We start from the raw sequence: 22,583 nt of genomic DNA on the forward strand, positions 1-22,583 counted from the left end.
ATCCCATTGAGGAGAAGTCAGGCGGCGATTTCGACGACCGCCTCGATTTCGACTGTGATGTTTCCGGGCAAGGAGCCGACGCCGATCGCCGAGCGTGCATGCCCGCCGATGCCGTCGAAGACGTCGGCGAAGAGGTCGGAACAGCCATTGACCACCTTCGGGTGGTCGCTGAAGGTCGGTATCGCGTTGACGAAGCCGAGCAGCTTGACGATGCGCACGATGCGGCCGAGGTCGCCAGCGGCCGCATGCATGACCGCGAGCAGATTGAGACCGGTGAGGCGGGCATGGCCGTAGGCCTCCTCGACCGTGACGTCTTCTCCCACCTTGCCGGTGAAGAGCGTGCCGTCGGCCCGCAGCGGCCCTTGGCCGGACAGGAAGATCAACCGTCCGCTTTCGGCATGGGTGACGAAGTTGGCGATGGGCGTCGGCGGTTCGGGCAGCGTCAGGCCCAATTCGGCGAGCCGGATGTAAGGCGTCATGAAAAGGCTCCTTGCGACAGCTTTCGCCGTCTGGTGTCAGAAATGCGAAGCGCGGAAGCGCGCCAGGAAGGTGCGGAGGCGCTCATTATCGGTGTCCGCCGCCAGAATTTCGGCGGGTGGGCCGGCCGCGCTGACGCCGCCGTCGGCCATGAAGACGATGCGGCTCGAAGCATCGCGGGCAAAGGCCATCTCATGCGTGACCATCACCATCGTCATGCCATCCTCGGCAAGGCTGCGCACGACCTCGAGCACCTCGCCGACAAGTTCGGGGTCGAGCGCGGAGGTTATCTCGTCCAGAAGCAGGATCTTCGGTCCCATCGCCACGGCACGGGCAATGCCGACACGTTGCTGCTGGCCACCGGACAGTTCGGCGGGAAGGCTGTCGGCCTTGTGGGCGAGGCCGACCCGACCGAGCCAGTGTTCAGCGATAGTGCGCGCTTCCGCGCTGCTCTTGCCGCGCACCTTGCGCAGACCAAGCATGATGTTGCCAGCCGCTGTCAGATGCGGAAAAAGGTTGAAGCTCTGGAACACCATGCCGGTTTCGGCGCGCATCGTGGCGAGGTCACGTTCGCTGCGGCGTTGCCGGGTTCCTGTGTCGCGAAAGCCGACCTCCTTGCCGTCGATGCGGATCGAACCGCTGTCGTAGCTTTCCAGGAAGTTGACACAGCGCAGCAGCGTGGTCTTGCCGCTGCCGGAGGGGCCGATGACAGTCACCACTTCGCCGCGCGCCACCTGCAGGCTGACCGAGCGCAGCACCTCCACGGGACCGAAGGACTTGGAAACATTGGCGACGTCGAGAAGGGCCGGGGTGTCGTTCTTGGAGCTGGTGGACATCGTGCTATTCCCGGATGAAGGAGAAGCGCTTCTCGAGCCGCCGGCTGGCGAGCGAGAGCGCGTAGTTGACGGCGAAGTAGATGAGCGCGCCGAGAATGTAGAGCGGCATGGCCTCGTAGGTGCGGCCGATGACCTGGTTGATGGCCTGCATCAGGTCGGTGATGCCGAGCAATGACACCAGCGCACTGCCCTTGACCGCATCGGTGACGCCGTTGATCCAGGGCGGCAGGAAGCGCCTGAACGCCTGTGGGAAGATGACGTAGGCGAGGCGTTGGCGAAAGGTCAGTCCGATCGCCATTGCCGCCTCGGACTGCCCCTTCGGAATGGAACCGACCGCCCCCCTGAGGTATTCGATGACCTGCGCCGTCTTGAACAAGGTGAGCGCCAGTACGGCGGCCCAGAAGGACGGCAGATGAAGCCCGACGGCAGGCAGGCCGTAGTAGACAAAGAAGATCAGCACCAGGATGGGTATGCCGCGGATGGTGTCGCTGAAGATGCGCACCGCCCAACGCAGCGGGGCGGGACCATAGACAAGGCCGACGCCCATGATCACGCCGGCGACCAGCGAGAACACCACGACCAGCAGTGATACCCACAGCGTCAGGGCGAAGCCCTGGGCGAGAAAAGGCAAGGCATAGGCGATCTGGGTGAGCATGTCAGCGCGCCGCCCTGAACCGGCGCTCGACAAGCCGAAGCGCGAAAAGCAGTGCATAGCCGGTCAAGAGATACATCGCCGTGGTGACCAGGTAGACCTCAACGATGCGGAAGGTGTTGAAGTTGATCCACTGGGCGCCATAGGTGAGCTCGGGCACCGAGATGACCGAGGCGATCGAGGTGTCTTTGAACAGCGAGATGAAGGTGTTGGACAGCGCCGGCAAAGTGATGCGCAGCATGGTCGGCAGGCGTACATGGAGCAGCCTTTGCCAAGGTGTCAGCCCGATTGCCTTGCCGGCGTCCATCTGTCCGCGCGGCACGGCCTCCAGCCCGGAACGAAACACCTCGACCAGATAGGCGCCGCTATAGAGCGCCAGCGTCGCGACGAACGAGGTCTGGGCGCTGTAGGCGATATCGACCACCGTCGGCAGGCCGTAGAAGACAAGGTAGACGAGCAGGATCAGTGGCACGTTGCGGATGAATTCGACATAGGCGGCGATGATGGTACGCACCACGCGCCCGGCCGAGACGTACCAGACCGCCAGCACCAGACCGATGACGATGCCAATGGCGATCGAGATCACGGCGAGCTCGAGGCTGAGCAGCAGCCCGCCCCACAGCTTGTCGAAATGCCGCCAGATCAGGTTGAAGTTGAGGGCATAGCCCATGCGTCCGCCTCAATGCGAAGGGCGTCGAAAAGAAGCAGGCGGAAGGGCGCTGAATGCCGCCCCTCCGCCGGCGGGATCAAATAACCGGGAAACCGGGATGCCTGGCCGGCGGCTCCTGGCCGAAATAGTCCTTGAACGCCGCATCGTAGAGCGCCGTTTCATGGCCGAACATGGCGATAGTGAAGGTCTGGTTGACGAAGGTCAGCCAGTCGAGATCGCCTTGCCGCAAGGCTGCGCCGTAAAGCATCGAGAACCAGCTCTTGCCGGCATCGAAGTATTTGTCGGGATTGCGCGAGGCGAGCCAGCGCACCGTGGAGAGATCGACTGCAGCTGCGTCGACGCGTTTCGATTCCAGTGCCTGCAGTACGTTGGCCTGGGTGTCGATCTGCATCACCTGCGACTGCGGCAGAGCGATGTGCACCGATGCTTCGGCATCGACATTCTGCAGGATCGACACACGCGTCGCCGAACCGGCGGCAAGCAATTTGTCGAAGGTCTTGTTCTCGGCGGTCGGCAGCGTCAGCAAGGCAACGCCTTCGACATAGTAGGGTCTGGAGAAGTTGATGAGCTGCGAACGCTGCGCGCTCATGGTCATGAACTGGATGGTGATGTCGACCTTGTTGGTGGTCACGTTCGGAATGCGCTGCGCGGGGTCCTGCATGACAAATTCCACCTTGGTCGGATCGTCGAAGAGCCCCTTGGCAAGAATGCGTCCCATGGTGATGTCCATGCCGACGAGTTCGCCGGCATCGTTCTCGAAGTGCCAGGGCGCGTTGGTGCTGCCGGTGCCGACGATCAGCTTGCCGCGGTCGAGCACCGTGCGCAGCAGGCTGTCGGATGCTGCCTGGGCAGCGGCCTTCTGAGCATCGACGGTAGCCAGCACGCCGGCCGTGGCCAGACCTGCCATTCCCAATTTCAGAAAATCACGTCTTCCGGATGTGTCGTTCACGGCGACCTCCTTTCGTGTTGTGTTCCCCTATGCACAGACAATACACGCGTCGGTGGACTTCAGAGCGATTGTCTCTTACAAGAGACGTTTGTATCCTGTACAAGACAGATACTAACATCAGGAATCAACAATGCAAGATGGCAGTGCCTTGGCAATTTCGGTTGGCCAGAAGACGGGAGGCTCCCGTGAAAAGGGCCTTAACCGAGTGCTCGAGATTCTGGAGTTTCTTCACACGACGCAGCGCGCGATCGGCATTGGCGACCTTGCCAAGGGGGTGAACGCACCCCGTTCGACGACCTACACGGTCGTGCGTTCGCTGGTCGAGGCCGGCTTGCTGGAGATGACCGGCGACGGCAATCGCGTCTATTTCGGCAAGAAGCTCTACCTCTACGGAATGGATTATGTGCGGGGTAACGACCTGATGAGGCGAGGGCGTCAGGAGGTCGACCATCTTTCGCGCGAAACCGGAGAGACCTCGGAATTGTGCATGCTGCAGAGCGGCCGCTACACGATCGTCCATTCGAGTCCGGGAACCAGACCCTTCCGTATCAGTTCGGCCACTGGCCTGCAGATACCGCTGCCCTGGACCGCCTCGGGCCGGCTCCTGCTGGCGGGCCTGGAAAGGGCTGATATCGAGGCCATGGTGTCGGAAGACGATCTCACGCTGCCCGACGGCCGCCGACTGCTGTTGGACGACTTCATCACCGATATCGCGACCGCCCGGGCGACCGGCTATTGCGTCACATCCGGCCTCGTCGACGCCTATACGAAATGCCTGGCCGTTCCGGTGTTTTCCGCGCCCGGCAAGGTTGAGGCGACGATGTGCCTGGTGGTTCCCATCGACACGTCAGAGGAACGGACCGGCAATCTCCTGGGCCTGCTGCGCGACCGCGCGGCCAGACTTTCGATCGGCGGATAGGTAGGAGAGGAGAAGCGACCGGGCGTTGCCGCTCACGCGATGATGTCGGGAATGATCCGGTCTTCCAGCGCCATCAGCCGGTCCTTGAGGACCAGTTTCTTCTTCTTCATGCGCTGGATCTGGAGCGGGTCGCAATTCGTGGCGATCATCGCGTTGATCGCCGCGTCGAAATCGGCGTGTTCCTGCTTCAGCCGGGAAAATTCGAGGCGAATATCGGCCTGTTCCTGATCGGACATTCTCTACCGTCTGCACGTCTGCGGCGCCCAAAAATGGGCCTGATTTGGGCGGGGCCGGCAACTTCTGGCACCGGCGCGCAGCCCATATCACATTTCACATTGTCGTGGAATGCTACCACGCAGCATTCGACATCGATGTCGGATGGTGGCACAGTGTCATGGTGCCGTCACAGAAGCGAGCCTGCGGTGGACGCGCCTTTGGCGGCTGCAATCGAGGAAACCATGAAAGGGAGAACCAATCATGTCTCTTGCTTCCCATCTTGATGAGTTGCAGCGGAAACACGGCGACATCGAACGTGAAATCGATGACGCGATGAACCACCCGTCGGTGGACGACCTCGAAATCGTGAATCTCAAGCGACGCAAGCTGGCACTCAAGGACGAGATTGAAAAACTGAGGGCGCAACCAACCACGCATTGATGCCCTTCTGACATAGCCGCTCACCATCCGCGGCCTCTCTTGCCGGCGGCAACTGCCGCCGGTGTGGTGGTTTTTGATTTTCAGTGCTGGCCACGATGCGAGTTGGACCTCCGTTCAGCTCCATTTTTGCTTCGGCCGTCTCAAGCTCCATGGTTGTTTCTGATCCCGGCGACAGGCCAATTGCGGCCAGTGGCGACCTGTCGCCATTGACAAGCCATCTTTGCTCCTCCACCTCATGCCGAACTTTAGCGCATCGGCCCGGGGCGCATTTTTGTGCGTCCGAGTGGACGCACAGCGCTCCAGAGACAAAAGGCTGCCGGCATGACCGGATATTTTTCCTCTCCGTTCCCTCGCCGCACGTCGGTCGGCGTTGATGTCGGCGGCGTAGTCGTCGGTGGCGGCGCGCCAGTTGTCGTGCAGTCGATGACCAACACCGACACGGCCGACATTGACCAGACGGTCGCGCAAGTCGCGGCGCTGCATCGTGCCGGCTCCGAGATCGTGCGCATTACCGTCGATCGCGACGAGAGCGCGGCCGCCGTGCCGCGCATCCATGAGCGGCTTCAGCGGCTTGGCGTCAACGTGCCGCTGGTCGGCGATTTCCACTATATCGGCCACAAGCTCTTGGCCGACCATCCGGCCTGCGCCGAAGCGCTTGCCAAATATCGTATCAACCCCGGCAATGTCGGCTTCAAGGACAAGAAGGACCGGCAGTTCGCGGCGATCGTCGAGATGGCGATCAAATACGACAAGCCGGTGCGCATCGGCGTCAACTGGGGCTCGCTCGACCAGGAGCTGCTGACCCGGCTGATGGACGACAACCAGGCGCAGGGTTTTCCGCTGACCGCGCAGGAAGTGACCCGCGAGGCGATCGTGCAGTCGGCCATTCTCTCGGCCGAAATGGCCGAAGAGATTGGCCTTGGCCGCGAGAAAATCATCCTGTCGGCCAAGGTCAGCGGCGTGCAAGACCTGATCGCCGTCTATACCGAGCTTGCCACCCGTTCCGATCATGCGCTGCATCTTGGCCTCACCGAAGCCGGCATGGGGTCGAAAGGCATCGTGGCTTCGTCCGCCGCGATGGGCATCCTGCTGCAGCAAGGCATCGGCGACACTATCCGCATATCGCTGACGCCGGAGCCGAATGGCGACCGCACGCGCGAGGTGCAGGTGTCGCAGGAATTGCTGCAGACCATGGGCTTCAGGCAGTTCGTGCCGATCGTCGCGGCATGTCCGGGCTGCGGCCGCACGACCTCCACCGTGTTCCAGGAACTCGCCCAGAACATCCAGGCTGATCTCAGGAAGAACATGCCGGTGTGGCGCGAGAAATATCCCGGCGTCGAGAACCTCAAGGTCGCGGTGATGGGTTGCATCGTCAACGGTCCGGGCGAGTCCAAGCATGCCGATATCGGCATTTCGCTGCCCGGCACCGGCGAGACGCCGACGGCGCCCGTCTTCGTCGACGGCAAGAAGGCGGCGACGCTGCGTGGCCCATCGATCGCGGCGGATTTCGAGAAAATGGTCGCCGACTATATCGAGCAACGGTTTGGTCGCGGCAAGGCCGCGGCCGAATGAGCCCATGCGGAAACTCTACTCCGGCGGCCACCTGAAGGCGTCTTCTGCGCTTCCGGTGCTCACGGACCAAATGTCCGCTGCGCTGCGGCTCTCGAAGCCACCATCATGTGGCGCGCCGGAGCGACTTTCGGCACGGGCTCAGCGCGCGATGCAGCGTTTCCTCAGGGTGATGCTGGTTCTGCTTTGCGCCCTGGTGTGCTCGACGGCTGTCCAGGCCGATCCGCCGCAATCGGCCAGGCAGAGGCTCATCGACAGGATCTGCAACCTGATCCAGGCTCACGCCGACCAGAACGGCCTGCCGCGGGATTTTTTCGCCCGCCTGATCTGGAAGGAAAGCCGTTTCGATCCCGATGCCGTCAGTCCGGTTGGCGCCGAAGGTATCGCCCAGTTCATGCCGGGGACCGCCAAGATGCGCGGCCTCGCCAATTCCTTCGACATCAACCAGGCCATCCCGGCGTCGGCGAAATACCTTGCCGAAATGAAAACCAGCTACGGCAATCTTGGCCTGGCGGCCGCCGCCTACAATGCCGGGGAAAGCCGGGTGTCGCGCTGGCTGGGCTCCGGTGGCTTCCTGCCGATGGAGACCGAGAGCTATGTTTTCGACGTGATGGGCGAGCCGGTCGACAATTTCACCGACCGGGCCCATGCCGGAAAGGTCGAGCCGCTCGACGCAAAGGCGGATTTTGCCGTGGCTTGCCGCAAGCTGCCGGTGATCATGTCGCAAACCGTGGCGATGGCTTCGATCAATATAAAACCGTGGGGCATCCAGGTGGCCGGCAACTTTCGCCGCAGTGCCGCGATCAGCCAGTGGCTGCGGGTGAGAGGCCGGTTTCCGGCCCTGCTTGGCGGGCATGATCCGGTGGTCAGCCGGGTGCGCACGCCGATCGGCCGGCGCGGCATCTACGCGGTCAGGATCGGTGTCGACGACCGCGCCGCCGCCAATGTCATCTGCCAGAAACTGCAAAGCGTCGGCGGGGCGTGCGTGGTGGTGCGCAACCGGTAAGGCCAAACCGACAAGCCCGCAGTCGCATCCAATAGAAATTTCGGTTATAGGCGCCCGCCATGACCGACAGACTCTACAGCGACCCCGATCTCGTCCAGTTCTACGATATCGAGAACAGAGGCGGCGACGATTTCAATTATTGTCTTGGATTCGCTGGCAATGCCCGCTCAGTCCTCGACCTCGGCTGCGGCACCGGTCAGCTGGCCGCAGCGCTCAGCGACGGGCGCAGCGTCACCGGCGTCGATCCGGCATCGCCGATGCTCGATGTCGGGCGCGGCAGGCCTGGCGGAGACAAGGTCGATTGGGTCGAGGGCGACGCGCGAACCGTACGGCTCGGGCGACGCTTCGATCTGGTGCTGCTGACCGGGCATGCTTTCCAGGTCTTCCTGACAACGAACGATCAAGCGTCGGTGCTGCGCACCATCGCTATTCATCTTGCTCCGGGTGGACGCTTCATTTTCGACACCCGAAATCCCGCCGTCGAGGAATGGCGCGAATGGACGCCTCAGCGCTCCGAACGGAAGGTGGTGCATCCCAGTCTCGGCACCGTCAAGGCCTGGAATGACGTGGAACACGATGCCGCCACTGGCATCGTCACCTATTCGACCTTTTATGAAATTCCAGGCGGCGGATCGGCTCTAGGCGCTGAATCGAAGATCGCCTTCCCGACAAAGGAGGATCTTGCCGCAATACTGGATGAAGCCGGCCTGCTGGTGGAGCAATGGCTCGGCAGCTGGCAGGGCGAACCTTATGTCGCCAACTCGCCGGAAATCATCCCGATCGGCCGGCTGCGCTGATCCGCCGGCCGGGCCGGACCTACCCTGGAGCGCACCGAGAGACGCGCTTCAAGTCTCTGTTCTTGCGCAAGTCGTTGTCCCAAGACCGTGCTCACTTTCGGGCGACATGCGCTACGCCGTCTTGGCCACCACCGTCTCGCTGAGCCAGGTGCCGATCTTGGTGCCGAGGCGGTCGGGCGAAACCGGTTTCGGCAGGTAGTCGTCCATGCCGGCCTCGATGCACTTGTCGCGATCACCCTTCAGCGCATGCGCGGTGACCCCGATGATCGGGATGTGCGTGCCCGTCGAGACCTCGATCGCCCGGATGGCGCTGGTCGCCTCGTAACCGTTCATCTCCGGCATCGAGACGTCCATCAAGATCAACTTGGGGCGAAGCGCCCGGTACATCTCCACCGCCGTGCGGCCGTTGCCGGCGATGCGATAGCTGAGGCCCAGTCCATTGAGGATCTGGCCGAACACCAGCTGGTTCACGTCATTGTCCTCGGCAATGAGGATATCGATCGGGCCGTTCGGCGTGGCTGTCGACGCCGGTGCCGTCGCGGCCCGTATTGCCGGGCCGCGGATGACGGTGAAGGCGGGCGGCGGCGGCTGTGGAAGCGGCGGGACTGGTTCGCGGACGAACTGCGCCTTGCCAACCTGCGAACGGGCCTTCTGGACGACCGAAATGACTGTGCCGAGCAGGACGGCGGAGCGCGCCGGCTTGGTCAGGTGCGCGGCAATGCCGAAGTCGAGGATCATCTTGCCGAAATCGACCTGGTCGACCGAGGTCAGCAGCACCACCGGAATCGAGGACAGCCGGCTGTCGGCGGCAATGGCCCTGGCGACATCGGCGCCGTTCATGCCCGGCATCTGGTAGTCGAGGATGATGCAGTCGACGGCGGCCCCCAGCTGGCAGGCGCGATCGAGGAAGGCCAGGCCCACGGCGCCGCTTTCGGCGGCGGCACAATCGAAGCTCCAGCTTCTGAGCTGCTCGAGCAGGATTTCGCGGTTGACCGGATTGTCGTCGATGACCAGCACGCGCGCGCCGGTGACGTCGACCGGTACGATTTCATCGCGCGCGGCGGCATGATGCACGGGCAGCGGCACGGCGAACCAGAACACGGAGCCGCGACCAATCTCGCTCTCGACGCCGATCTTGCCGGCCATCAGGTCGACGAGGCGGGCGGCGATGGCGAGGCCGAGGCCGGTGCCTTCGTGGCGGCGGGTCGATGAGCCGTCGACCTGGGCGAATTTCTCGAACACGTTCTGCAGCTTCTCGGCCGGTATGCCGATGCCGGTGTCCTCGACGCGAACCTTGAGCTGGACGACATCATTGACGATCTCGCCGCCGACATCGATCAGCACATGACCCTTCTCGGTGAACTTCACCGCATTGCCGAGCAGGTTGGTGACGATCTGCCGGAACCGCCCGGCGTCGCCGACAGCATAGGCCGGCAGGCGCGGGTCGACACGCACGATCAGTTCGAGGTTCTTTTCGGCGACGCGCGCCGATACCAGCGTCGCTACATCCTCGACCGCTTCGGCGAGACGGAAGGGGGCTGGATCGAGGGTAAGCTGGCCGGCATTGATCTTCGAGAAATCGAGGATGTCGTTGATGATGGTGAGCAACGCATTGCCGGATTTGACGATGACTTCGGTGAAGGTCTTCTGGCGCGGGGTCAGGTCGGTCTTGGCCAGCAGTTCGGCCATGCCGAGCACGCCGTTCATCGGCGTGCGGATCTCGTGGCTCATATTGGCGAGGAATTCCGACTTGGCGCGGTCGGCGGCCTCGGCCTTGAACAGGGATTCGGCGGATTCGGCAAAGGCGCGGCGGATTGCCGATTCCATGGGGCGGAAGATCCAGAAGGCGACGATGGCAAGCGCTGCGAACAGGATGCCGCTCGCCCAAAGCAGCAGCCTGTCGCTGGAGGCATCGGCCAGGTGACGCTCATCGTCCATGGCGGTGCGGACGCGAACCAGCATGGGCTGGGCAAACAGGTCGTTCTGGTTGCGGATTTCGCGATAGCTCCATTCATCGACCTTCTGCGCCATCGACATCAGGTTGAAGTTGCGCACCATGTCGCGCGGCGACCAGAACAGATCGCCGTTGACGGAAGCGGATTCGAGCTCGTTGATGGTCTTGCGCGAAAGGCGCGGCTTAATCGCGGCAAGCTGCGCGGTCAGCGTCTCGATTTCGCCGGTCAGCCGCTCCGAATGGCCGCGCGCCGAAGAGGTGAGGGCGTCGCGTGTCTCGGCCCGCCAGGCGGTACCGGTGGTTTCGGCAAAGCTGGTCGCGTTGCGCAGGTCGCGGGTGAAGGCGACGAGATTGCTGCTCAGCGCGTCGATGTCATGGCGAAAGGAATTGACGCGATCGAGCGCAATCATGATGACGGCCGAGGCCAGCGCGAAGATCAGCAATCCTGAAATATAGCGCATCCGGACCGACCGGATGAAGGACGAATATTCCGGCATGCGCAACCCCAACATATACGCAACATTTTAATGGCCGGGATTACGCTTCATTTACATTAAAATTTCGTTCGTGGGGGAGCCGCATGTCAATGGTGGATAGCCAAAGCTGATGCTTACGCAAGATGCTCTGAATTGCTTGGGCGTCAAGGGTGGACCTTAACGCGCGGCCCGTAAATCTGGCCGTAAAACTTTGTTTGGTCGAGGCAGGACGGATTGGGGTCACCGCCTGCCGCCGGCCATCTTCGCGGCGACGGGCAATCCGCGCAGCACGAGCATCGCGGCGGCACCGACGAGCGGCCCGGGCACCAGCATCAGGAACGCCCAGCGCCAGCCGCCAAGCAGGGTCGCGACATGCGGCAGCAGCCAGATCGCAAGCACGGTCAGGGCAAAGCCGAGGCCAAGCTGGACCGACAGTGCCGTGCCGACAAAACGCCGATCGCCAAGCTCGGTCACCGCTGCCGAGAACTGCGCGGAATCACCGATGACCGAAATGCCCCAGATGAGTGCGATCAGTGCGAACAGCCAGAGCGGTCCATCGAAGACGAAGCCGATCGTCAGCGCGCAGAAGCCGGAGACGATCATCATTGCGGCCGTGGTCAAGCTGCGGCCGAAGCGGTCGGACAGCACGCCGCCGAGCAGGCAGCCGCCGACGCCGGCGGCAATCGCGCAGAACGTCAGCAGCGACGCCAGAAAAGGAGAGGCCTGTTGCTGTGTCTCGAGGGCCGCGCGGGTATAGGCCAGCAGCCAGGCCCACATGGCATAGAGTTCCCACATGTGGCCGAGATAGCCGATGTTGACCAGCACCAGCGGCCTGTCGCGGAAGATCGCGCCGATCTGGCGCGGATCGAACACCGCCTTGCCGAACGGATGCGGGCCTTCGCTGGCAAAGAACCAGAAGAGCGCGGATCCAATGACGGTCGCGATGCTTGCGGCCAGCACGACCGACTGCCAGTCGAGCGTACCGGCGAGTGCCCGGAACAGATGCGGCAGCGAAGAGCCCAGCGTCAGCGCCCCTATAACGGCGCCGAGCGCCACTCCCCTGCCCCTTGTGAACCATGTCGAGACCAGCTTCAGCGCCGGCGGGTAAACGCCGGCCAGCGCCACGCCGGTGAGGATGCGGGCGGCGACGAGGCCGACCGGTCCGGGCTGCAACAACAGGCACGCGTTGGCGGCGGCGGCAAGCAGGGCCGAGACCGCCATCAGCCGGTTCAGCCTGACCACGTCAGGCAGGTTGACGAGGCTTGAGACAAGCGCGCCGACAACGAAGCCGATCTGCACGCCATTGGTCAGCCAGGCCTCGATCGTGCCCGACAGATGCCATGCTGCCTTCAGCTCGGGCGTGATCGCGGTTGCCGAGAACCAGGTCGTCAGCGACAGGACGACGGCAAGACAGAGCAGGCCAAGGACGCTCCAGCGATGCGCATCTTCGGCAAGCACTGCCGGCGAAGCCGCATTGGAATCCCGCCAGAGCGTCATCGCCAGAACTCAGGCCTTGGCCAGCGGCACGGTGAACACCGTCGCGGTGCCGGTCAGGCAGACATCGCCGGCCTCGTTGCGCACGGAGGTCTCGATCTTGCAGATCGGCTTGTCGGGCCGCACCTCCTTGATCTCGACGCGGCCCGTGATCATCTCGCCGACGCCGACCGCCTTGACGAATTTCCAGGCGACTTCGAGAAACACGGTTCCGGGGCCGGGAAGATCCTCGGCCACCAGCGCATTGAGGATGCCGGAGGTGACGCCGCCCTGGACGATCAGCTTGCCGAACACGGACGCCTCGGCCAGCGCCTTGTCATAGTGCAGCGGATTGCGGTCGCCGGTCATCTCGGTGAAGGCCTCGATGTCCTCGAGGCGCGTGCGCCGCGAACGCTCGGCGAAAGCGCCGACTTGCGGCCGTCCCTTGACGACGCCGATCCAGCCGTCCTTCGTCTCTGTGCTCATGAGCGTCTCCCATTCCGGTTGGTTTGCGTGGTTGAGCCGGCCAAAGGCGGTCGTTTGAAATCGGGCAGCAGGCGGTCGCGTCGCTAAACGGGACCTGGCTCTGGCAGAAACGGCCGGCAATCGTTGAAATCACCTGATCGATACGATCCCATCATGGTTCGGCCCGGACCTGGTTCGCCCCGACGACATGATTGCCGGCGGCTGCCACCCGACCAGCGGGAGGGTACGGACGGGCATCTCCCACGCGGCCAATTTCTCAAATTCAACCTTCATCACACTGCTGAACTGCCGGTGCCTGTTCTCGATGTCGAGAAGCGTCCAGTCGAACGAGGCGATGGCGTCGGTGGCGTCGAGAATTGGCCCGGCGATGACATCGCGTTCGCGTTGATAGGCCGCGAAAGCTCGAGCCGATCCATCGAGGATCGCCCGTGCCAGACTTTCGCTGTCGCGTAGCGCATCGGAAATGCCGTGCGAAGTAATCGGGTCGCGGAAGAACCCGGCATCGCCAACCAGTGCCCAGCCTGGACCGTACGCCTGGCGCAGGAAGCCCGGCACGCCGCGAAACACGCGCGTGTGCCCGTCATCGGCACCGTCGCCATGAGCCGTCTCAGCCTGCGCGGCTAGCGTAGGGGAAAGCGCGCGCAGCACAGCCATGCGAGCGTCTTGGTGGCCATCGCGAAAGCGTTTGTCGAAGTATTCTGTCGGCACTGAGGCGACGATGCAGGCGAGGCCGTCATTGGTCGGGATGAACGAGCCGCTCATGCCGTCGCGAAAATACCAATGGTAGCTGCTCTCCAAATCGGCCGGGGCATAGGTGTAGAGATGGGCCGCCGAGACTTTGCCGCGGCGGAGCGTTCGGGCACCACAGCGCTTCGCCACCAGCGAGCCAATCCCGTCAGCGCCGATGACGATGTCGGTTGTGACGGTAAGAGGCATTCCATCAGAGGTGTGAAGTTGAACGCCGCGCATCCTGCCGTCGGCGCCGCTGACAAGATCGGCAACGACCGTGTCGTGTAGCACTTCGGCGCCAGCCGCGCGCGCCGCATCGACCAGCGTCTTGTCGAGCAGCGTGCGCCTCGGCGCGATCAGGCCGGGCAGCTGCGGGCTCGCGCGCAGCGGTATGGTGATTTCCTCATCGCCATAGTGGAACGCGGTCGCGGTTATCAGGGGTGTGCCAGCGTCGAGCAGCCGCTGCAGCAGGCCCCAACGGGACAGTTGGAGAACAGCCGGGCGCATCAGAGCATGCGTCGACAACGTGTCCGATCCATAGGCCCTGCGATCGAGCGCGAGTACCCGTAGGCCGGCTCGGGCAAGCAGCATGGCGGTCGAGGCACCGGCGCAGCGGGCGCCGACGACGATGGCGTCGTAATGGGAATGGGCTGGTTTGGTGCGCATATTGATGTCCTTACGCAGTAGGAAATTCGAGCGGCTATCGCTTGTGCATCCGCGCCGACGCCGCCGAGTTGGAATCGCGCCGCGCGGGAAACGGAAGCCAGGCGCGGGATGGCCGTACTGTGTTGCTCTGCCCTTGTGAGCAACTCACCGTCGGCGGTTAACACCGGTGCCCTGATGGTTTGGAGCCGATGGCGTCCCTCTCGCCGCCGGCAATCACCATGGGCAGCTGGGAAACAATGTTGAAGCGTCCTCCAGAGCCGCCCTAGACTGCCATCGCGCGAAGACCGGACTTTGTTTGGCTCATTGACCTGTCGAGGTAGCCGGCGATATGGGCGCTGAGCTCGCGTACGTCGTCCTCAGCGCCGTGAATGAAACTCGATTTCCGGCGACGTAGGTATGGCAGCCCCAGCACATACATCCCAGGAGCGTCAACGACACCGCGATCATGCTTTAGGTCGCCCTTGCGATCGAAGACGGGCAAGTCCAACCATGAAAAATCCGGCCGAAAGCCGGTGGCCCATATCACCGTGCGAACGTCCTTGCCGAGTTGAAGCTCCAACTGTGGCGCCTCGCCAACGGAAGTGGGCGCGTAGCGTTCAATGGGACCTAAGTCAGACAGCGTGTTCCGCTCGGCCCATTGGTCGATCCAGGCGAGCAGCCGATTCATCTTCAGGTCGGCGAGCGCGCAAACGTTGCGCAGCGATCCGGAGAATTGTGCCTTGGAGTCGCGGATGCCCATAAGGCGACCCACCACCTTAACCCCCTGTCCTTGCAGGACATTGAGGTCGAGCGTAGCGTGCTGGGGCGTGCCAACAAGCTGCGGGGATGGTACCCTACGGGCACGGTCGGGCTCGTCTACCTCCTCGATGCGCTGGTCCAATACTCCCGACGCAAGCATCCACCACTGGATATCGCGGTCTCGATAGACGCGCGGCAAACGCACGTGCTCTCCCACCGCGATCGTAACGGGCCGCCCGCTTCGCTGGATCTCCTCCGCAAGTTGCACGCCCGTGGCTGACCCGCCCACGACCAATACCCCGGCCCGAGCGAGTTGCTCTGGATTGCGGTAGGTGTGAGCCGAGAGCTGTTCGACGCTGGCAGGCATAGCCGATGCCAGGCGCGGCACGGTGGGTTTATTGAAGGCACCTGTCGCGAGCACGACGGCGCGGCACAGCCAGTCGCCGCGTGGCGTCGCTACCCGGTAGCCGTCGCGGACTGGTACGACGCCGGTAACCGTAGTGTGCGTCACAACGGGAGCTGACGTATAGGTGGCATAAGCGGAGATGAAATCACCGACCTCGCCGACACTCATGTAGCCGTTAGGGTCGCCGCCTTGGTAGCCGTAGCCGGGAAGTCGCGTCATCCAGTTGGGCGTGAGCAGTCTCATGGAATCCCAGCGCTCTGTGCGCCAGGTGTTCGCGACCTCACCACGCTCAAGAACCACGTGCTTGAGCGAGCGCTGGCCAAGAAAATGGCTCATCGCCAGGCCGGAATGCCCGGCACCGATGACGACCACGTCAACGGTGCTGGCCACCCCGCGCAATGCGCGGGGTGTCATCACGATTTGCTCGTGGTGACCGTGACGTCGGTCGGATTGGAGATGACGTCGAAAACGGCCGAACGCTTCTGCGACTGCGCCACGAGTGCGGCGATATCCTCAGCGGTGGCATCCGCCTTGATGTCGTAGTGCACCTTGATGCCCTCGAATCCATTGCGCACTTCCGGGTCAATGCCGAGGATACCTTGGAGATCCATGCCGGCCTCAAGCGTCGCCTTGACTGAGTGGAGCTGGATGTTGCGGTTCTGCGCCACCGCCGCGATGCCCGCAGTCAGGCAACCTGCCAGGCCGACCAGCACAAACTCGACGGGCGTCGCGCCTTTGTCCTCGGATGCAAAGACCTCCGGGTGATCAGAGTCAAATTTGTAGGTTTGGCGATGCTGGTGTTCTTCACCCAAGCCAAAAAAACCGTCGACGGTGGCTCGGTTGTGGGTTCCCTTGACCCATTCGCTGGTCGCGCGCCATTTGAAGCGGGCGGCTTCTGGGGTTTCTTTCAACGCCTCGCGAGCGCCAAGCAAGGCTGCGACGTTGACGCCATTCTGGGCGGTTTCTGTCTGGTTGGTCATTGATGTACTCCATAGAACATGAGGCCGAATTGATCGGCAGACGGGGGGACTTCGCATGGCTGTGTTGTACGTGGCGTGGGAGGGTGCGTGGAATCGTTCGGCATGGTCGGGGAAATTTGTAGGTGTCCTCTCGGTTTCGGCGGCTTATGGACGGAACTGGCGGACGCCTAGACGCGCTGACGGAAGCCCCTCGCGACGCGGTGCTAGGCGACGCACCCAGACAGTCAGGGAGCTAGGCTCGCAAGCATGGTGGACCGCCAGCGCGTGGTGCTATCGCGTGTTCGTGCGGACCGGTATCAGCCTGCCGTTTTCGCGTTCGGACAAGGGCGAGCCAGGCCCTCCCGTGCGAATCCGAAAGGCGGCATGAAATATTTTGCAGTGCAACATTGTGCGCTGCAGCAATCTCTGTTTTAGTCGTGACTAATGACGGGGCGATTTGGGGTCGCGGCGACTCGCACAACGTGCAAGTTCGCCAGTGGCGATTGGGGTAGTGGAAAACATATGGCTGCTCGAGAGATTTGGCTTGATGCCGCCAGGAGAGCCGGCGTCTTGCTCGACTTTGCTATGTCGAACGAGATTGTCCTCATCGTCGCTTCTATATCGATCCCTTGCGCGATCTATGTCCTGTTTCGACAATCACCGGACCCATGGTTTCGGGGCGCGCCCTTCGGCGCGCTGGCCCGTTTCATTGCCACGATACGGCATGGAATTGGGTGGAGGCTCGACGCATATGCCCGGTATGCGTCACTTCACCTCAAAGGCTTCATAGCCAAGCAGTCGATTTCGCTGAGGTGGCTTTTCAGGCGGAAGGGTCGGCCAAGCGGATTGCAGGAGGGATTGATCATTTCCCTGACCTCATACCCGCCCCGTTTTGCCAGCCTGGCGCTTACGCTTCGATGCCTGCTTTCGCAGACCGTCTCCGCCGACAGGACCATTCTTTGGGTCACCGCGGAGGATTACAGGCTGCTGCCGGCGTCCGTTATCGATCTCAGGGATGAGGGACTGGAAATCCGATTTTGCAAGAACATCCGGTCATACAAGAAAATCATACCGGCGCTCCTGGCTTTTCCCAATTCCTATATCGTCACGGCGGATGACGATGTTTATTATTCTTCCAGGTGGCTCGAGGAACTTGTCGAGCTCGCCGGCAAGGGCACCATCGTTTGCCATCGCGCCCACTCCGTCAAATTCGACGAAGGTGGTCAGATCGAGCCCTATGACAAATGGGGCTACGAAGCAGCAGGCAAGGGGTCGCTGCTTTTTCCAACCGGCGTCGGAGGCGTGCTTTATGGTCCGGGCTCGCTTTCTCCCGATGTGCTGGACGACGAAGCCTTTATGCAGCTTTGTCCCCAGGCCGACGATGTATGGCTGTTCTGGATGGGCCGGCGCGCAGGCAGCGACTACGTCAAGACCAGGAAACGCTGGTCCGAGGTGCCGTGGAGCGGGACGCAAGGGTCCGCGTTGCATCTGACCAATGTCGCCGGCAAAGGGAATGACGAGCAGATCAAGTCGATGGTGAACCGGTATGGGTTGCCCAGTCGGTCAGGTGAGCTGAAGCGACGGCCTTTCAATGCCGACGAGATGATCGCCAGGATTCAGCGGATGCTCGACACGCAGGGCATTTTGACCGCGGACGAATGTCGTTCGATATGGGCGGATGGCCCGACAAACACCGCGCCAATCCCACTTGCCGTGCCTTCGCCCGATATTACCGGAGTGGTCGAGGCGCCGGCGGAGGTCACGGCCGATGCGGCTATTCCAGCCGCCCACTCCTGAGGCAAATCGGCGCCGAGGTGACGCAATGTCCGGCGCCTCTCGCGGTCAGCTGTTACGCGCAGCCACGAATTTCGCCGCTTCCTTCAGAAGCAGGGCACTGTCGCCGTAAGGCTCGAGCAATTCATGGGCCTGTTCGACGAGGCCGTTAAGCTGGCCGCGCGCCCAGGCCGCACCGTGCAGCGCCACCAGCGTCGCCTTGCCGGCGGCGGCGTCCTTGCCGGTCGCCTTGCCCATCTGGCTGGCATCCGCGGTCAAGTCGAGCAGGTCGTCGGCGAGCTGGAAGGCGAGGCCGATCGCGGAGCCGAATTCCGCCAGCCGCTCACGATCCTCGGCGGCAGCGCCGGCAATGAGCGCGCCGGCCTCGCAGGCAAAGCGGATCAGCGCGCCGGTCTTCATCGCCTGCAGCCGGATGATGCCGGTCTCGTCCGGCGGCGCCTGTTCAGCTTCGAGATCGAGCGTCTGGCCACCGACCATGCCGCCGGCGCCGGCCGCGCGAGCCAGCGCCAGCACAAGGGCGGCCCGCCGCTCCGCCGGCAACACGGTCGCCTCACCGGCGATGATGTCGAAGGCCAGCGTCAGCAAGGCGTCGCCGGCCAGGATTGCGGTTGCCTCGTCGAACGCCCTGTGCACGGTCGGCTGGCCACGGCGCAAATCATCGTCGTCCATGGCGGGCAGATCATCGTGGATCAGCGAATAGCAATGCACGCATTCAAGTGCCGCCGCGACGCGCAGCGCTGCCTCGCCATCGGCGGAAAAAAGTGCCGCACTTTCCATGACCAGGAAAGGGCGCAGGCGCTTGCCGCCGTTCAGCACGCCGTGACGCATCGCCGCCATCAGACGGTCGGGCCGCGCGATCTCGCCCGAAAGCGCGCGGTCGTCGAGCAGCCGCCGCAGCAGCGCCTCGACGGCGGCTGCCCGTGCAATAAGCGCCATTTCGAACGCTATTTCGTCGTCATTCGTCATGGTCGGGACCGGTAGCCGACACTCAGACGTTGCGCAAGAAGCCAAGCGCCATTATGCCGGAGCAGGGAGAAGCACGGGTTGGGCGGCTTGGCGGAACCGATCGTCGATCATGAAACCGAAAAGCTGGACATGGCGACGAGATCGAGAGGCGTGAACCGTCGCGGTCTCAAACGCTGGGTCCGGCGTGGCATCGTCGTGGCCGCGGTGCTGGCGCTTATACCTATGGTGCTGACGTTCCTCTATCTGCCATCGTTCGTGCATCCGATATCGACGCTGATGCTGAAGGACCTGGCGACGTTCTCCGGCTATGACCGCCGCTGGGTTTCGATCGATGACGTCGCGCCGGTGCTGGCGCATTCAGTCATCATGTCGGAGGACGGGCAATTCTGCTTTCACCGTGGCGTCGATCTCGGCGAGTTGAGGGGCGTCGTCGACGACGCGCTGGCTGGCGAGGCGACGCGCGGCGCCTCGACCATCACCATGCAGACGGTGAAGAACCTCTACCTCTGGTCGCGGCCGCTGGGCTCGGTGCGCAAGATCGTCGAACTGCCGCTGGCCATCTATTTCGACGCCGTGATGTCGAAACGGCGCATCATGGAAATCTATCTTAACATCGCCGAATGGGGGCCGGGCATCTATGGCATCGAGGCGGCGGCACAGCACCATTTCGGCATTTCGGCAAAACAGCTGTCGCGAAGGCAGGCGGCACTGCTCGCCGTCACCTTGCCAAATCCGATCGCCCGCAATCCGGCCAAGCCCGGGCCGGGCCTGAGACGGCTCGCCAATTTGATCGAGCGGCGCGCCGGCCGCTCAGGCGCCTATGTTGGCTGTCTGCAGTAGCCAGCTCAAAAAAATTCAAGGCAGTGCTGGCCAAAACGGCACAGGGCGTGTATAGGCACCCGACTTTCTCAGATTTAGGCCCCGACATGGCCCTTTCACGAGGGCGGGCGGGGCTTTTGACCATGTAGTGGAGCATATCCATGGCCGTTCCGAAACGCAAAACCTCTCCGTCCAAGCGCGGCATGCGCCGCTCGGCCGACGCCCTCAAGGCCCCGACCTATGTCGAGGACAAGAATTCCGGCGAAATGCGCCGTCCGCATCACATTGACCTGAAGACCGGCATGTATCGCGGTCGCCAGGTGCTGACGCCCAAGGAAAGCTGAGAGCAGCTTTTTTGAAGTCCTGAGTTAGCGAAGACCGGCCAGTGGCCGGTCTTTTTGCGTTTGGCGGTGCCGATGGCCTGCGTCTCACGGCTCGGGGTCATCGCCGGCACCTTCCAGGCCTTTGCGGTTGAAGCCCGCTTTTCTTTGGCGGTGAAGGGCCAGCGCCCCGATCCATTCAAGTGTCGAGCTGCAACCGTGTCGGCAGGGCAGCCGGCTGACACGGTTGTTGCATGCGGTCTTCGACCGTGTTCGACGCTCCAGCCGAAAAATCTTGACGGCGTGCCTGTGGCGCATTCTACAAAGGATTGCCCCTCATGGAGACGCCAGATGTTCGGTGCCGTCCCGCTGCTTATCGTGCCTTTCGTGCTCTACAATCTCGGCCTGCTGGGGATATTCGGCAGCGGTGACGATCCGTGGGCGAGCGAAATCTTCTCATTCAGCATGATGTCAGGCGGTGTGTTCACGATGACGCTGGGCGACCTGATCGTTCTGATCGGGCTGATCTTCCTGTTCGTCGAAATGGTGAAGTCGGTGCGCACGACCAACGCCTCGATCATGGACCATCTTCTATCGACGCTGGTCTTCGTCGCCTTCCTGGTCGAGTTCCTGCTGGTGAAGGGCGCGGCCCATTCCGTCTTCTTCACGCTGATGGTCATCGCGCTGTTCGATGTGCTGGCCGGCTTCGCGGTGTCGATGCGGTCGGCGAGCAGGGACATCAACGTCAATTAGAGCCGAGGCTCCGGCGTCTCAGCCTGGATCGGCGGTGAAGCCGGCGGCCTCGATGCCGGCGATGGCGGCGGCTTCATCATTGTCCGACGTGTCGCCGGAAATGCCGACGGCACCGATGATGGTGCCGGCCTTGTCGCGGATCAGCACGCCGCCGACCACCGGCAGCACGCGTCCACCCGACACGTCGGAGATGCCGGCGACGAGATGCGGACGCTCCTTGGCGAAGGCCTCGACCCGGCGCGAACCCATGCCGATGGCCAGCGCGCCATAGGCCTTGCCTGCCGACATCTGCGGGCGCAGGAACGAGGCGCCGTCCTGGCGCTGGAAGGCGACCAGATGGCCGCCGGCGTCAAGCACCGAGACGCCGAGGGGCTTGAGCTTGAGATCGGTGCCCCTGGCGAAGGCGGCATCGATGATCTGGACGGCTTTTTCGAGCGGCAGTGCGGTCATGGCAGTCTCCTGGTTGAAAGCGCGTCAATCATTGACCGTCGACCGGCAAGGCGAAATCCCGGTTTCGGTTGAAATTGCTTCGCGCGATGAGGTGGAATGGAAAGCGGCGGCATGCCTGGGTCGTGTTCTACCAACACCATCGGGACATGGCGTTGCCGTTTGCGTGGTTCCAGACAGGCAGCCGATGGTACCGGCCGGCCGTGCTATTTCTTCTTGGCGCGTGCCGGTTTCTTGGCCGGTGCGGCAGGCGGGTTGGCAAGGTCTTCCGCTTCCTTGGCGAGCCGGAGCGCCCGCAGCTTGTTGGTCTTGGCCTGGCGGGCGTCGCTCTCGGCGACGTATTCGGCCATGGCCTTCTGGCGGACGGTCGCCGCCTCTTCCTGCTTCTTGAAGCGCAAGTCGGCGCGCGCGCGGGCAGCATCCCGAGAGTTCTCAACCAAGACCTTATCCAATCCCGTGAATTGTGATTTTCCGCTTCTTCTAGCAGAGCCGGGTTCCAAACGGGAAAATAAGTTGGTCAAGCGGCCGTGCTGGCCCCGAGGGCCTTGCTGGCGACCACGGCCTCGTAGGCGGCCTGCAAGGTCGCGCGCACGGTGGCGTCCACCGGCGTATCGAGCGGCATACCGAGATGCTCATGGCGCAACTCGTCCATGAACTTGTCCCACATCGGCGGCCCGCCCTTTTCCAGCAGTTCGGCGCGGATCGAAAGTTCCTCGCTAGTTGGCAACCAGACGCGGCCCCAGGCACCGAGATGGGCGAGAATCGGCACCAGCGTGATCGCCATCTCGGTCAGGCTGTAGATCGCCTTCTGCTTGTGGCTGGGATCGTCGGCCCTGGTCAGCATGCCGAGTTCCATCAGCCGCTTCAGCCGGTCGGCGAGGATGTTGGAGGCAATACCTTCCATCGATCCGTTGAGCAGCTCGCGAAAATGGCGTTTGCCGCCGAAAATCATGTCGCGAAGGATGATCAGGCTCCAGCGATCGCCGAACACTTCGAGCGACAGATTGATCGGGCAGCCGGACCGGTGATCGAGGCTCATTCAATTTTCTCCGCAAAACCGGTTGC

The 22,583-nt window shown here is 62.9% G+C and carries 25 protein-coding genes; 9 read left to right on the plus strand and 16 right to left on the minus strand.

Annotation, left to right across the window (positions count from 1 at the left end; translation table 11 throughout):
• Window positions 1-17: 17 nt before the first annotated feature.
• The 5 genes from AC56QP_RS21340 to AC56QP_RS21360 all read right to left on the minus strand — a co-directional run bounded on the left by AC56QP_RS21340 (window position 18) and on the right by AC56QP_RS21360 (window position 3,584).
• Window positions 18-479: a RidA family protein gene (locus AC56QP_RS21340; protein WP_489858183.1), complete on the minus strand. Its 462-nt coding sequence runs from the start codon at window positions 477-479 to the stop codon at window positions 18-20.
• A 36-nt stretch (window positions 480-515) separates the two neighbouring features.
• Window positions 516-1,313 (minus strand): amino acid ABC transporter ATP-binding protein, encoded by a 798-nt coding sequence (locus tag AC56QP_RS21345; RefSeq protein WP_489858182.1) that lies wholly within the window; start codon window positions 1,311-1,313, stop codon window positions 516-518.
• A 4-nt stretch (window positions 1,314-1,317) separates the two neighbouring features.
• Window positions 1,318-1,968: an amino acid ABC transporter permease gene (locus tag AC56QP_RS21350; RefSeq protein WP_497100375.1), complete on the minus strand. Its 651-nt coding sequence runs from the start codon at window positions 1,966-1,968 to the stop codon at window positions 1,318-1,320.
• A gap of 1 nt (window position 1,969) precedes the next feature.
• Window positions 1,970-2,635, minus strand: a complete 666-nt coding sequence (locus AC56QP_RS21355) for an amino acid ABC transporter permease (RefSeq protein ID WP_489858180.1) — start codon at window positions 2,633-2,635, stop codon at window positions 1,970-1,972.
• A 76-nt stretch (window positions 2,636-2,711) separates the two neighbouring features.
• Window positions 2,712-3,584, minus strand: coding sequence for a transporter substrate-binding protein (locus AC56QP_RS21360; RefSeq protein ID WP_489858179.1), 873 nt, complete (start codon window positions 3,582-3,584; stop codon window positions 2,712-2,714).
• 130 nt (window positions 3,585-3,714) lie between these two features.
• On the opposite strand from AC56QP_RS21360, the gene AC56QP_RS21365 reads away from it, so the two are divergent.
• A complete protein-coding gene (locus AC56QP_RS21365) occupies window positions 3,715-4,503 on the plus strand; it encodes an IclR family transcriptional regulator (protein WP_489858178.1) in 789 nt (262 codons plus the stop codon).
• Between the two features lie 32 nt (window positions 4,504-4,535).
• Here the strand turns inward: AC56QP_RS21365 and AC56QP_RS21370 are convergent, their stop codons facing one another.
• A complete protein-coding gene (locus AC56QP_RS21370) occupies window positions 4,536-4,739 on the minus strand; it encodes a YdcH family protein (RefSeq protein WP_269907730.1) in 204 nt (67 codons plus the stop codon).
• Between the two features lie 241 nt (window positions 4,740-4,980).
• On the opposite strand from AC56QP_RS21370, the gene AC56QP_RS21375 reads away from it, so the two are divergent.
• From AC56QP_RS21375 to AC56QP_RS21390, 4 genes are all read left to right on the plus strand, one after another.
• Window positions 4,981-5,160 carry a YdcH family protein gene (locus AC56QP_RS21375; RefSeq protein ID WP_027023510.1) on the plus strand — a complete coding sequence of 60 codons (180 nt, stop codon included), beginning with the start codon at window positions 4,981-4,983 and terminating at the stop codon, window positions 5,158-5,160.
• Between the two features lie 321 nt (window positions 5,161-5,481).
• The gene (ispG, locus tag AC56QP_RS21380) at window positions 5,482-6,732 is read left to right on the plus strand and encodes a flavodoxin-dependent (E)-4-hydroxy-3-methylbut-2-enyl-diphosphate synthase (RefSeq protein ID WP_489858177.1); all 1,251 of its coding nucleotides are present in this window, start codon (window positions 5,482-5,484) and stop codon (window positions 6,730-6,732) included.
• Window positions 6,733-6,880: 148 nt separating this feature from the next.
• Window positions 6,881-7,735: a transglycosylase SLT domain-containing protein gene (locus tag AC56QP_RS21385; protein ID WP_489858176.1), complete on the plus strand. Its 855-nt coding sequence runs from the start codon at window positions 6,881-6,883 to the stop codon at window positions 7,733-7,735.
• Window positions 7,736-7,794: 59 nt separating this feature from the next.
• A complete protein-coding gene (locus AC56QP_RS21390) occupies window positions 7,795-8,532 on the plus strand; it encodes a class I SAM-dependent methyltransferase (RefSeq protein ID WP_489858175.1) in 738 nt (245 codons plus the stop codon).
• A 111-nt stretch (window positions 8,533-8,643) separates the two neighbouring features.
• On the opposite strand, the gene AC56QP_RS21395 is transcribed toward AC56QP_RS21390, so the two are convergent.
• From AC56QP_RS21395 to AC56QP_RS21420, 6 genes are all read right to left on the minus strand, one after another.
• Window positions 8,644-10,983, minus strand: coding sequence for a response regulator (locus AC56QP_RS21395; RefSeq protein ID WP_489858174.1), 2,340 nt, complete (start codon window positions 10,981-10,983; stop codon window positions 8,644-8,646).
• Window positions 10,984-11,202: 219 nt separating this feature from the next.
• Complete coding sequence (locus AC56QP_RS21400; protein ID WP_489858173.1) at window positions 11,203-12,459, minus strand: MFS transporter; 1,257 nt, start codon at window positions 12,457-12,459, stop codon at window positions 11,203-11,205.
• A 9-nt stretch (window positions 12,460-12,468) separates the two neighbouring features.
• A complete protein-coding gene (locus AC56QP_RS21405; protein ID WP_489858172.1) occupies window positions 12,469-12,921 on the minus strand; it encodes a MaoC family dehydratase in 453 nt (150 codons plus the stop codon).
• Between the two features lie 129 nt (window positions 12,922-13,050).
• Window positions 13,051-14,316 (minus strand): NAD(P)/FAD-dependent oxidoreductase, encoded by a 1,266-nt coding sequence (locus AC56QP_RS21410; protein WP_489858171.1) that lies wholly within the window; start codon window positions 14,314-14,316, stop codon window positions 13,051-13,053.
• A gap of 262 nt (window positions 14,317-14,578) precedes the next feature.
• On the minus strand, window positions 14,579-15,874 hold the full coding sequence (locus AC56QP_RS21415) for an NAD(P)-binding domain-containing protein (protein WP_489863547.1): 1,296 nt from the start codon (window positions 15,872-15,874) through the stop codon (window positions 14,579-14,581).
• Window positions 15,874-16,440 (minus strand): OsmC family protein, encoded by a 567-nt coding sequence (locus AC56QP_RS21420; protein ID WP_489858170.1) that lies wholly within the window; start codon window positions 16,438-16,440, stop codon window positions 15,874-15,876. The genes AC56QP_RS21415 and AC56QP_RS21420 overlap by 1 nt, the downstream gene beginning before the upstream one ends.
• A gap of 837 nt (window positions 16,441-17,277) precedes the next feature.
• Between AC56QP_RS21420 and AC56QP_RS21425 the strand changes: the two genes are divergently transcribed.
• Entirely contained in the window at window positions 17,278-18,216 is a 939-nt protein-coding gene (locus AC56QP_RS21425) for a hypothetical protein (RefSeq protein WP_489858169.1), read from the plus strand.
• A 45-nt stretch (window positions 18,217-18,261) separates the two neighbouring features.
• On the opposite strand, the gene AC56QP_RS21430 is transcribed toward AC56QP_RS21425, so the two are convergent.
• Window positions 18,262-19,179 carry a polyprenyl synthetase family protein gene (locus AC56QP_RS21430; protein ID WP_489858168.1) on the minus strand — a complete coding sequence of 306 codons (918 nt, stop codon included), beginning with the start codon at window positions 19,177-19,179 and terminating at the stop codon, window positions 18,262-18,264.
• 78 nt (window positions 19,180-19,257) lie between these two features.
• On the opposite strand from AC56QP_RS21430, the gene AC56QP_RS21435 reads away from it, so the two are divergent.
• The 3 genes from AC56QP_RS21435 to AC56QP_RS21445 all read left to right on the plus strand — a co-directional run bounded on the left by AC56QP_RS21435 (window position 19,258) and on the right by AC56QP_RS21445 (window position 21,071).
• Window positions 19,258-20,019, plus strand: coding sequence for a transglycosylase domain-containing protein (locus AC56QP_RS21435; protein ID WP_489858167.1), 762 nt, complete (start codon window positions 19,258-19,260; stop codon window positions 20,017-20,019).
• Between the two features lie 140 nt (window positions 20,020-20,159).
• Entirely contained in the window at window positions 20,160-20,342 is a 183-nt protein-coding gene (gene rpmF, locus AC56QP_RS21440; RefSeq protein ID WP_008834724.1) for a 50S ribosomal protein L32, read from the plus strand.
• A 327-nt stretch (window positions 20,343-20,669) separates the two neighbouring features.
• Entirely contained in the window at window positions 20,670-21,071 is a 402-nt protein-coding gene (locus tag AC56QP_RS21445; protein ID WP_489858166.1) for a hypothetical protein, read from the plus strand.
• Window positions 21,072-21,089: 18 nt separating this feature from the next.
• Here the strand turns inward: AC56QP_RS21445 and AC56QP_RS21450 are convergent, their stop codons facing one another.
• From AC56QP_RS21450 to AC56QP_RS21460, 3 genes are all read right to left on the minus strand, one after another.
• Window positions 21,090-21,521: a GlcG/HbpS family heme-binding protein gene (locus AC56QP_RS21450; RefSeq protein WP_489858165.1), complete on the minus strand. Its 432-nt coding sequence runs from the start codon at window positions 21,519-21,521 to the stop codon at window positions 21,090-21,092.
• Window positions 21,522-21,724: 203 nt separating this feature from the next.
• Entirely contained in the window at window positions 21,725-21,958 is a 234-nt protein-coding gene (locus tag AC56QP_RS21455; protein WP_256752658.1) for a hypothetical protein, read from the minus strand.
• Window positions 21,959-22,035: 77 nt separating this feature from the next.
• Window positions 22,036-22,557, minus strand: a complete 522-nt coding sequence (locus AC56QP_RS21460; RefSeq protein ID WP_489858164.1) for a winged helix-turn-helix transcriptional regulator — start codon at window positions 22,555-22,557, stop codon at window positions 22,036-22,038.
• Between the last annotated feature and the right edge of the window lie 26 nt (window positions 22,558-22,583).

The organism is Mesorhizobium sp. RCAM 05104, from assembly GCF_059683645.1.

Coding starts and splice junctions, on each gene's coding strand:
- AC56QP_RS21340 (WP_489858183.1), bottom strand. CDS start 479: ATGACGCCTTACATCCGGCTCGCCGAATTGGGCCTGACGCTGCCCGAA.
- AC56QP_RS21345 (WP_489858182.1), bottom strand. CDS start 1,313: ATGTCCACCAGCTCCAAGAACGACACCCCGGCCCTTCTCGACGTCGCC.
- AC56QP_RS21350 (WP_497100375.1), bottom strand. CDS start 1,968: ATGCTCACCCAGATCGCCTATGCCTTGCCTTTTCTCGCCCAGGGCTTC.
- AC56QP_RS21355 (WP_489858180.1), bottom strand. CDS start 2,635: ATGGGCTATGCCCTCAACTTCAACCTGATCTGGCGGCATTTCGACAAG.
- AC56QP_RS21365 (WP_489858178.1), top strand. CDS start 3,715: ATGCAAGATGGCAGTGCCTTGGCAATTTCGGTTGGCCAGAAGACGGGA.
- AC56QP_RS21370 (WP_269907730.1), bottom strand. CDS start 4,739: ATGTCCGATCAGGAACAGGCCGATATTCGCCTCGAATTTTCCCGGCTG.
- AC56QP_RS21375 (WP_027023510.1), top strand. CDS start 4,981: ATGTCTCTTGCTTCCCATCTTGATGAGTTGCAGCGGAAACACGGCGAC.
- ispG (WP_489858177.1), top strand. CDS start 5,482: ATGACCGGATATTTTTCCTCTCCGTTCCCTCGCCGCACGTCGGTCGGC.
- AC56QP_RS21385 (WP_489858176.1), top strand. CDS start 6,881: ATGCAGCGTTTCCTCAGGGTGATGCTGGTTCTGCTTTGCGCCCTGGTG.
- AC56QP_RS21390 (WP_489858175.1), top strand. CDS start 7,795: ATGACCGACAGACTCTACAGCGACCCCGATCTCGTCCAGTTCTACGAT.
- AC56QP_RS21395 (WP_489858174.1), bottom strand. CDS start 10,983: ATGCCGGAATATTCGTCCTTCATCCGGTCGGTCCGGATGCGCTATATT.
- AC56QP_RS21400 (WP_489858173.1), bottom strand. CDS start 12,459: ATGACGCTCTGGCGGGATTCCAATGCGGCTTCGCCGGCAGTGCTTGCC.
- AC56QP_RS21405 (WP_489858172.1), bottom strand. CDS start 12,921: ATGAGCACAGAGACGAAGGACGGCTGGATCGGCGTCGTCAAGGGACGG.
- AC56QP_RS21410 (WP_489858171.1), bottom strand. CDS start 14,316: ATGCGCACCAAACCAGCCCATTCCCATTACGACGCCATCGTCGTCGGC.
- AC56QP_RS21415 (WP_489863547.1), bottom strand. CDS start 15,874: ATGACACCCCGCGCATTGCGCGGGGTGGCCAGCACCGTTGACGTGGTC.
- AC56QP_RS21420 (WP_489858170.1), bottom strand. CDS start 16,440: ATGACCAACCAGACAGAAACCGCCCAGAATGGCGTCAACGTCGCAGCC.
- AC56QP_RS21430 (WP_489858168.1), bottom strand. CDS start 19,179: ATGACGAATGACGACGAAATAGCGTTCGAAATGGCGCTTATTGCACGG.
- rpmF (WP_008834724.1), top strand. CDS start 20,160: ATGGCCGTTCCGAAACGCAAAACCTCTCCGTCCAAGCGCGGCATGCGC.
- AC56QP_RS21445 (WP_489858166.1), top strand. CDS start 20,670: ATGTTCGGTGCCGTCCCGCTGCTTATCGTGCCTTTCGTGCTCTACAAT.
- AC56QP_RS21450 (WP_489858165.1), bottom strand. CDS start 21,521: ATGACCGCACTGCCGCTCGAAAAAGCCGTCCAGATCATCGATGCCGCC.
- AC56QP_RS21460 (WP_489858164.1), bottom strand. CDS start 22,557: ATGAGCCTCGATCACCGGTCCGGCTGCCCGATCAATCTGTCGCTCGAA.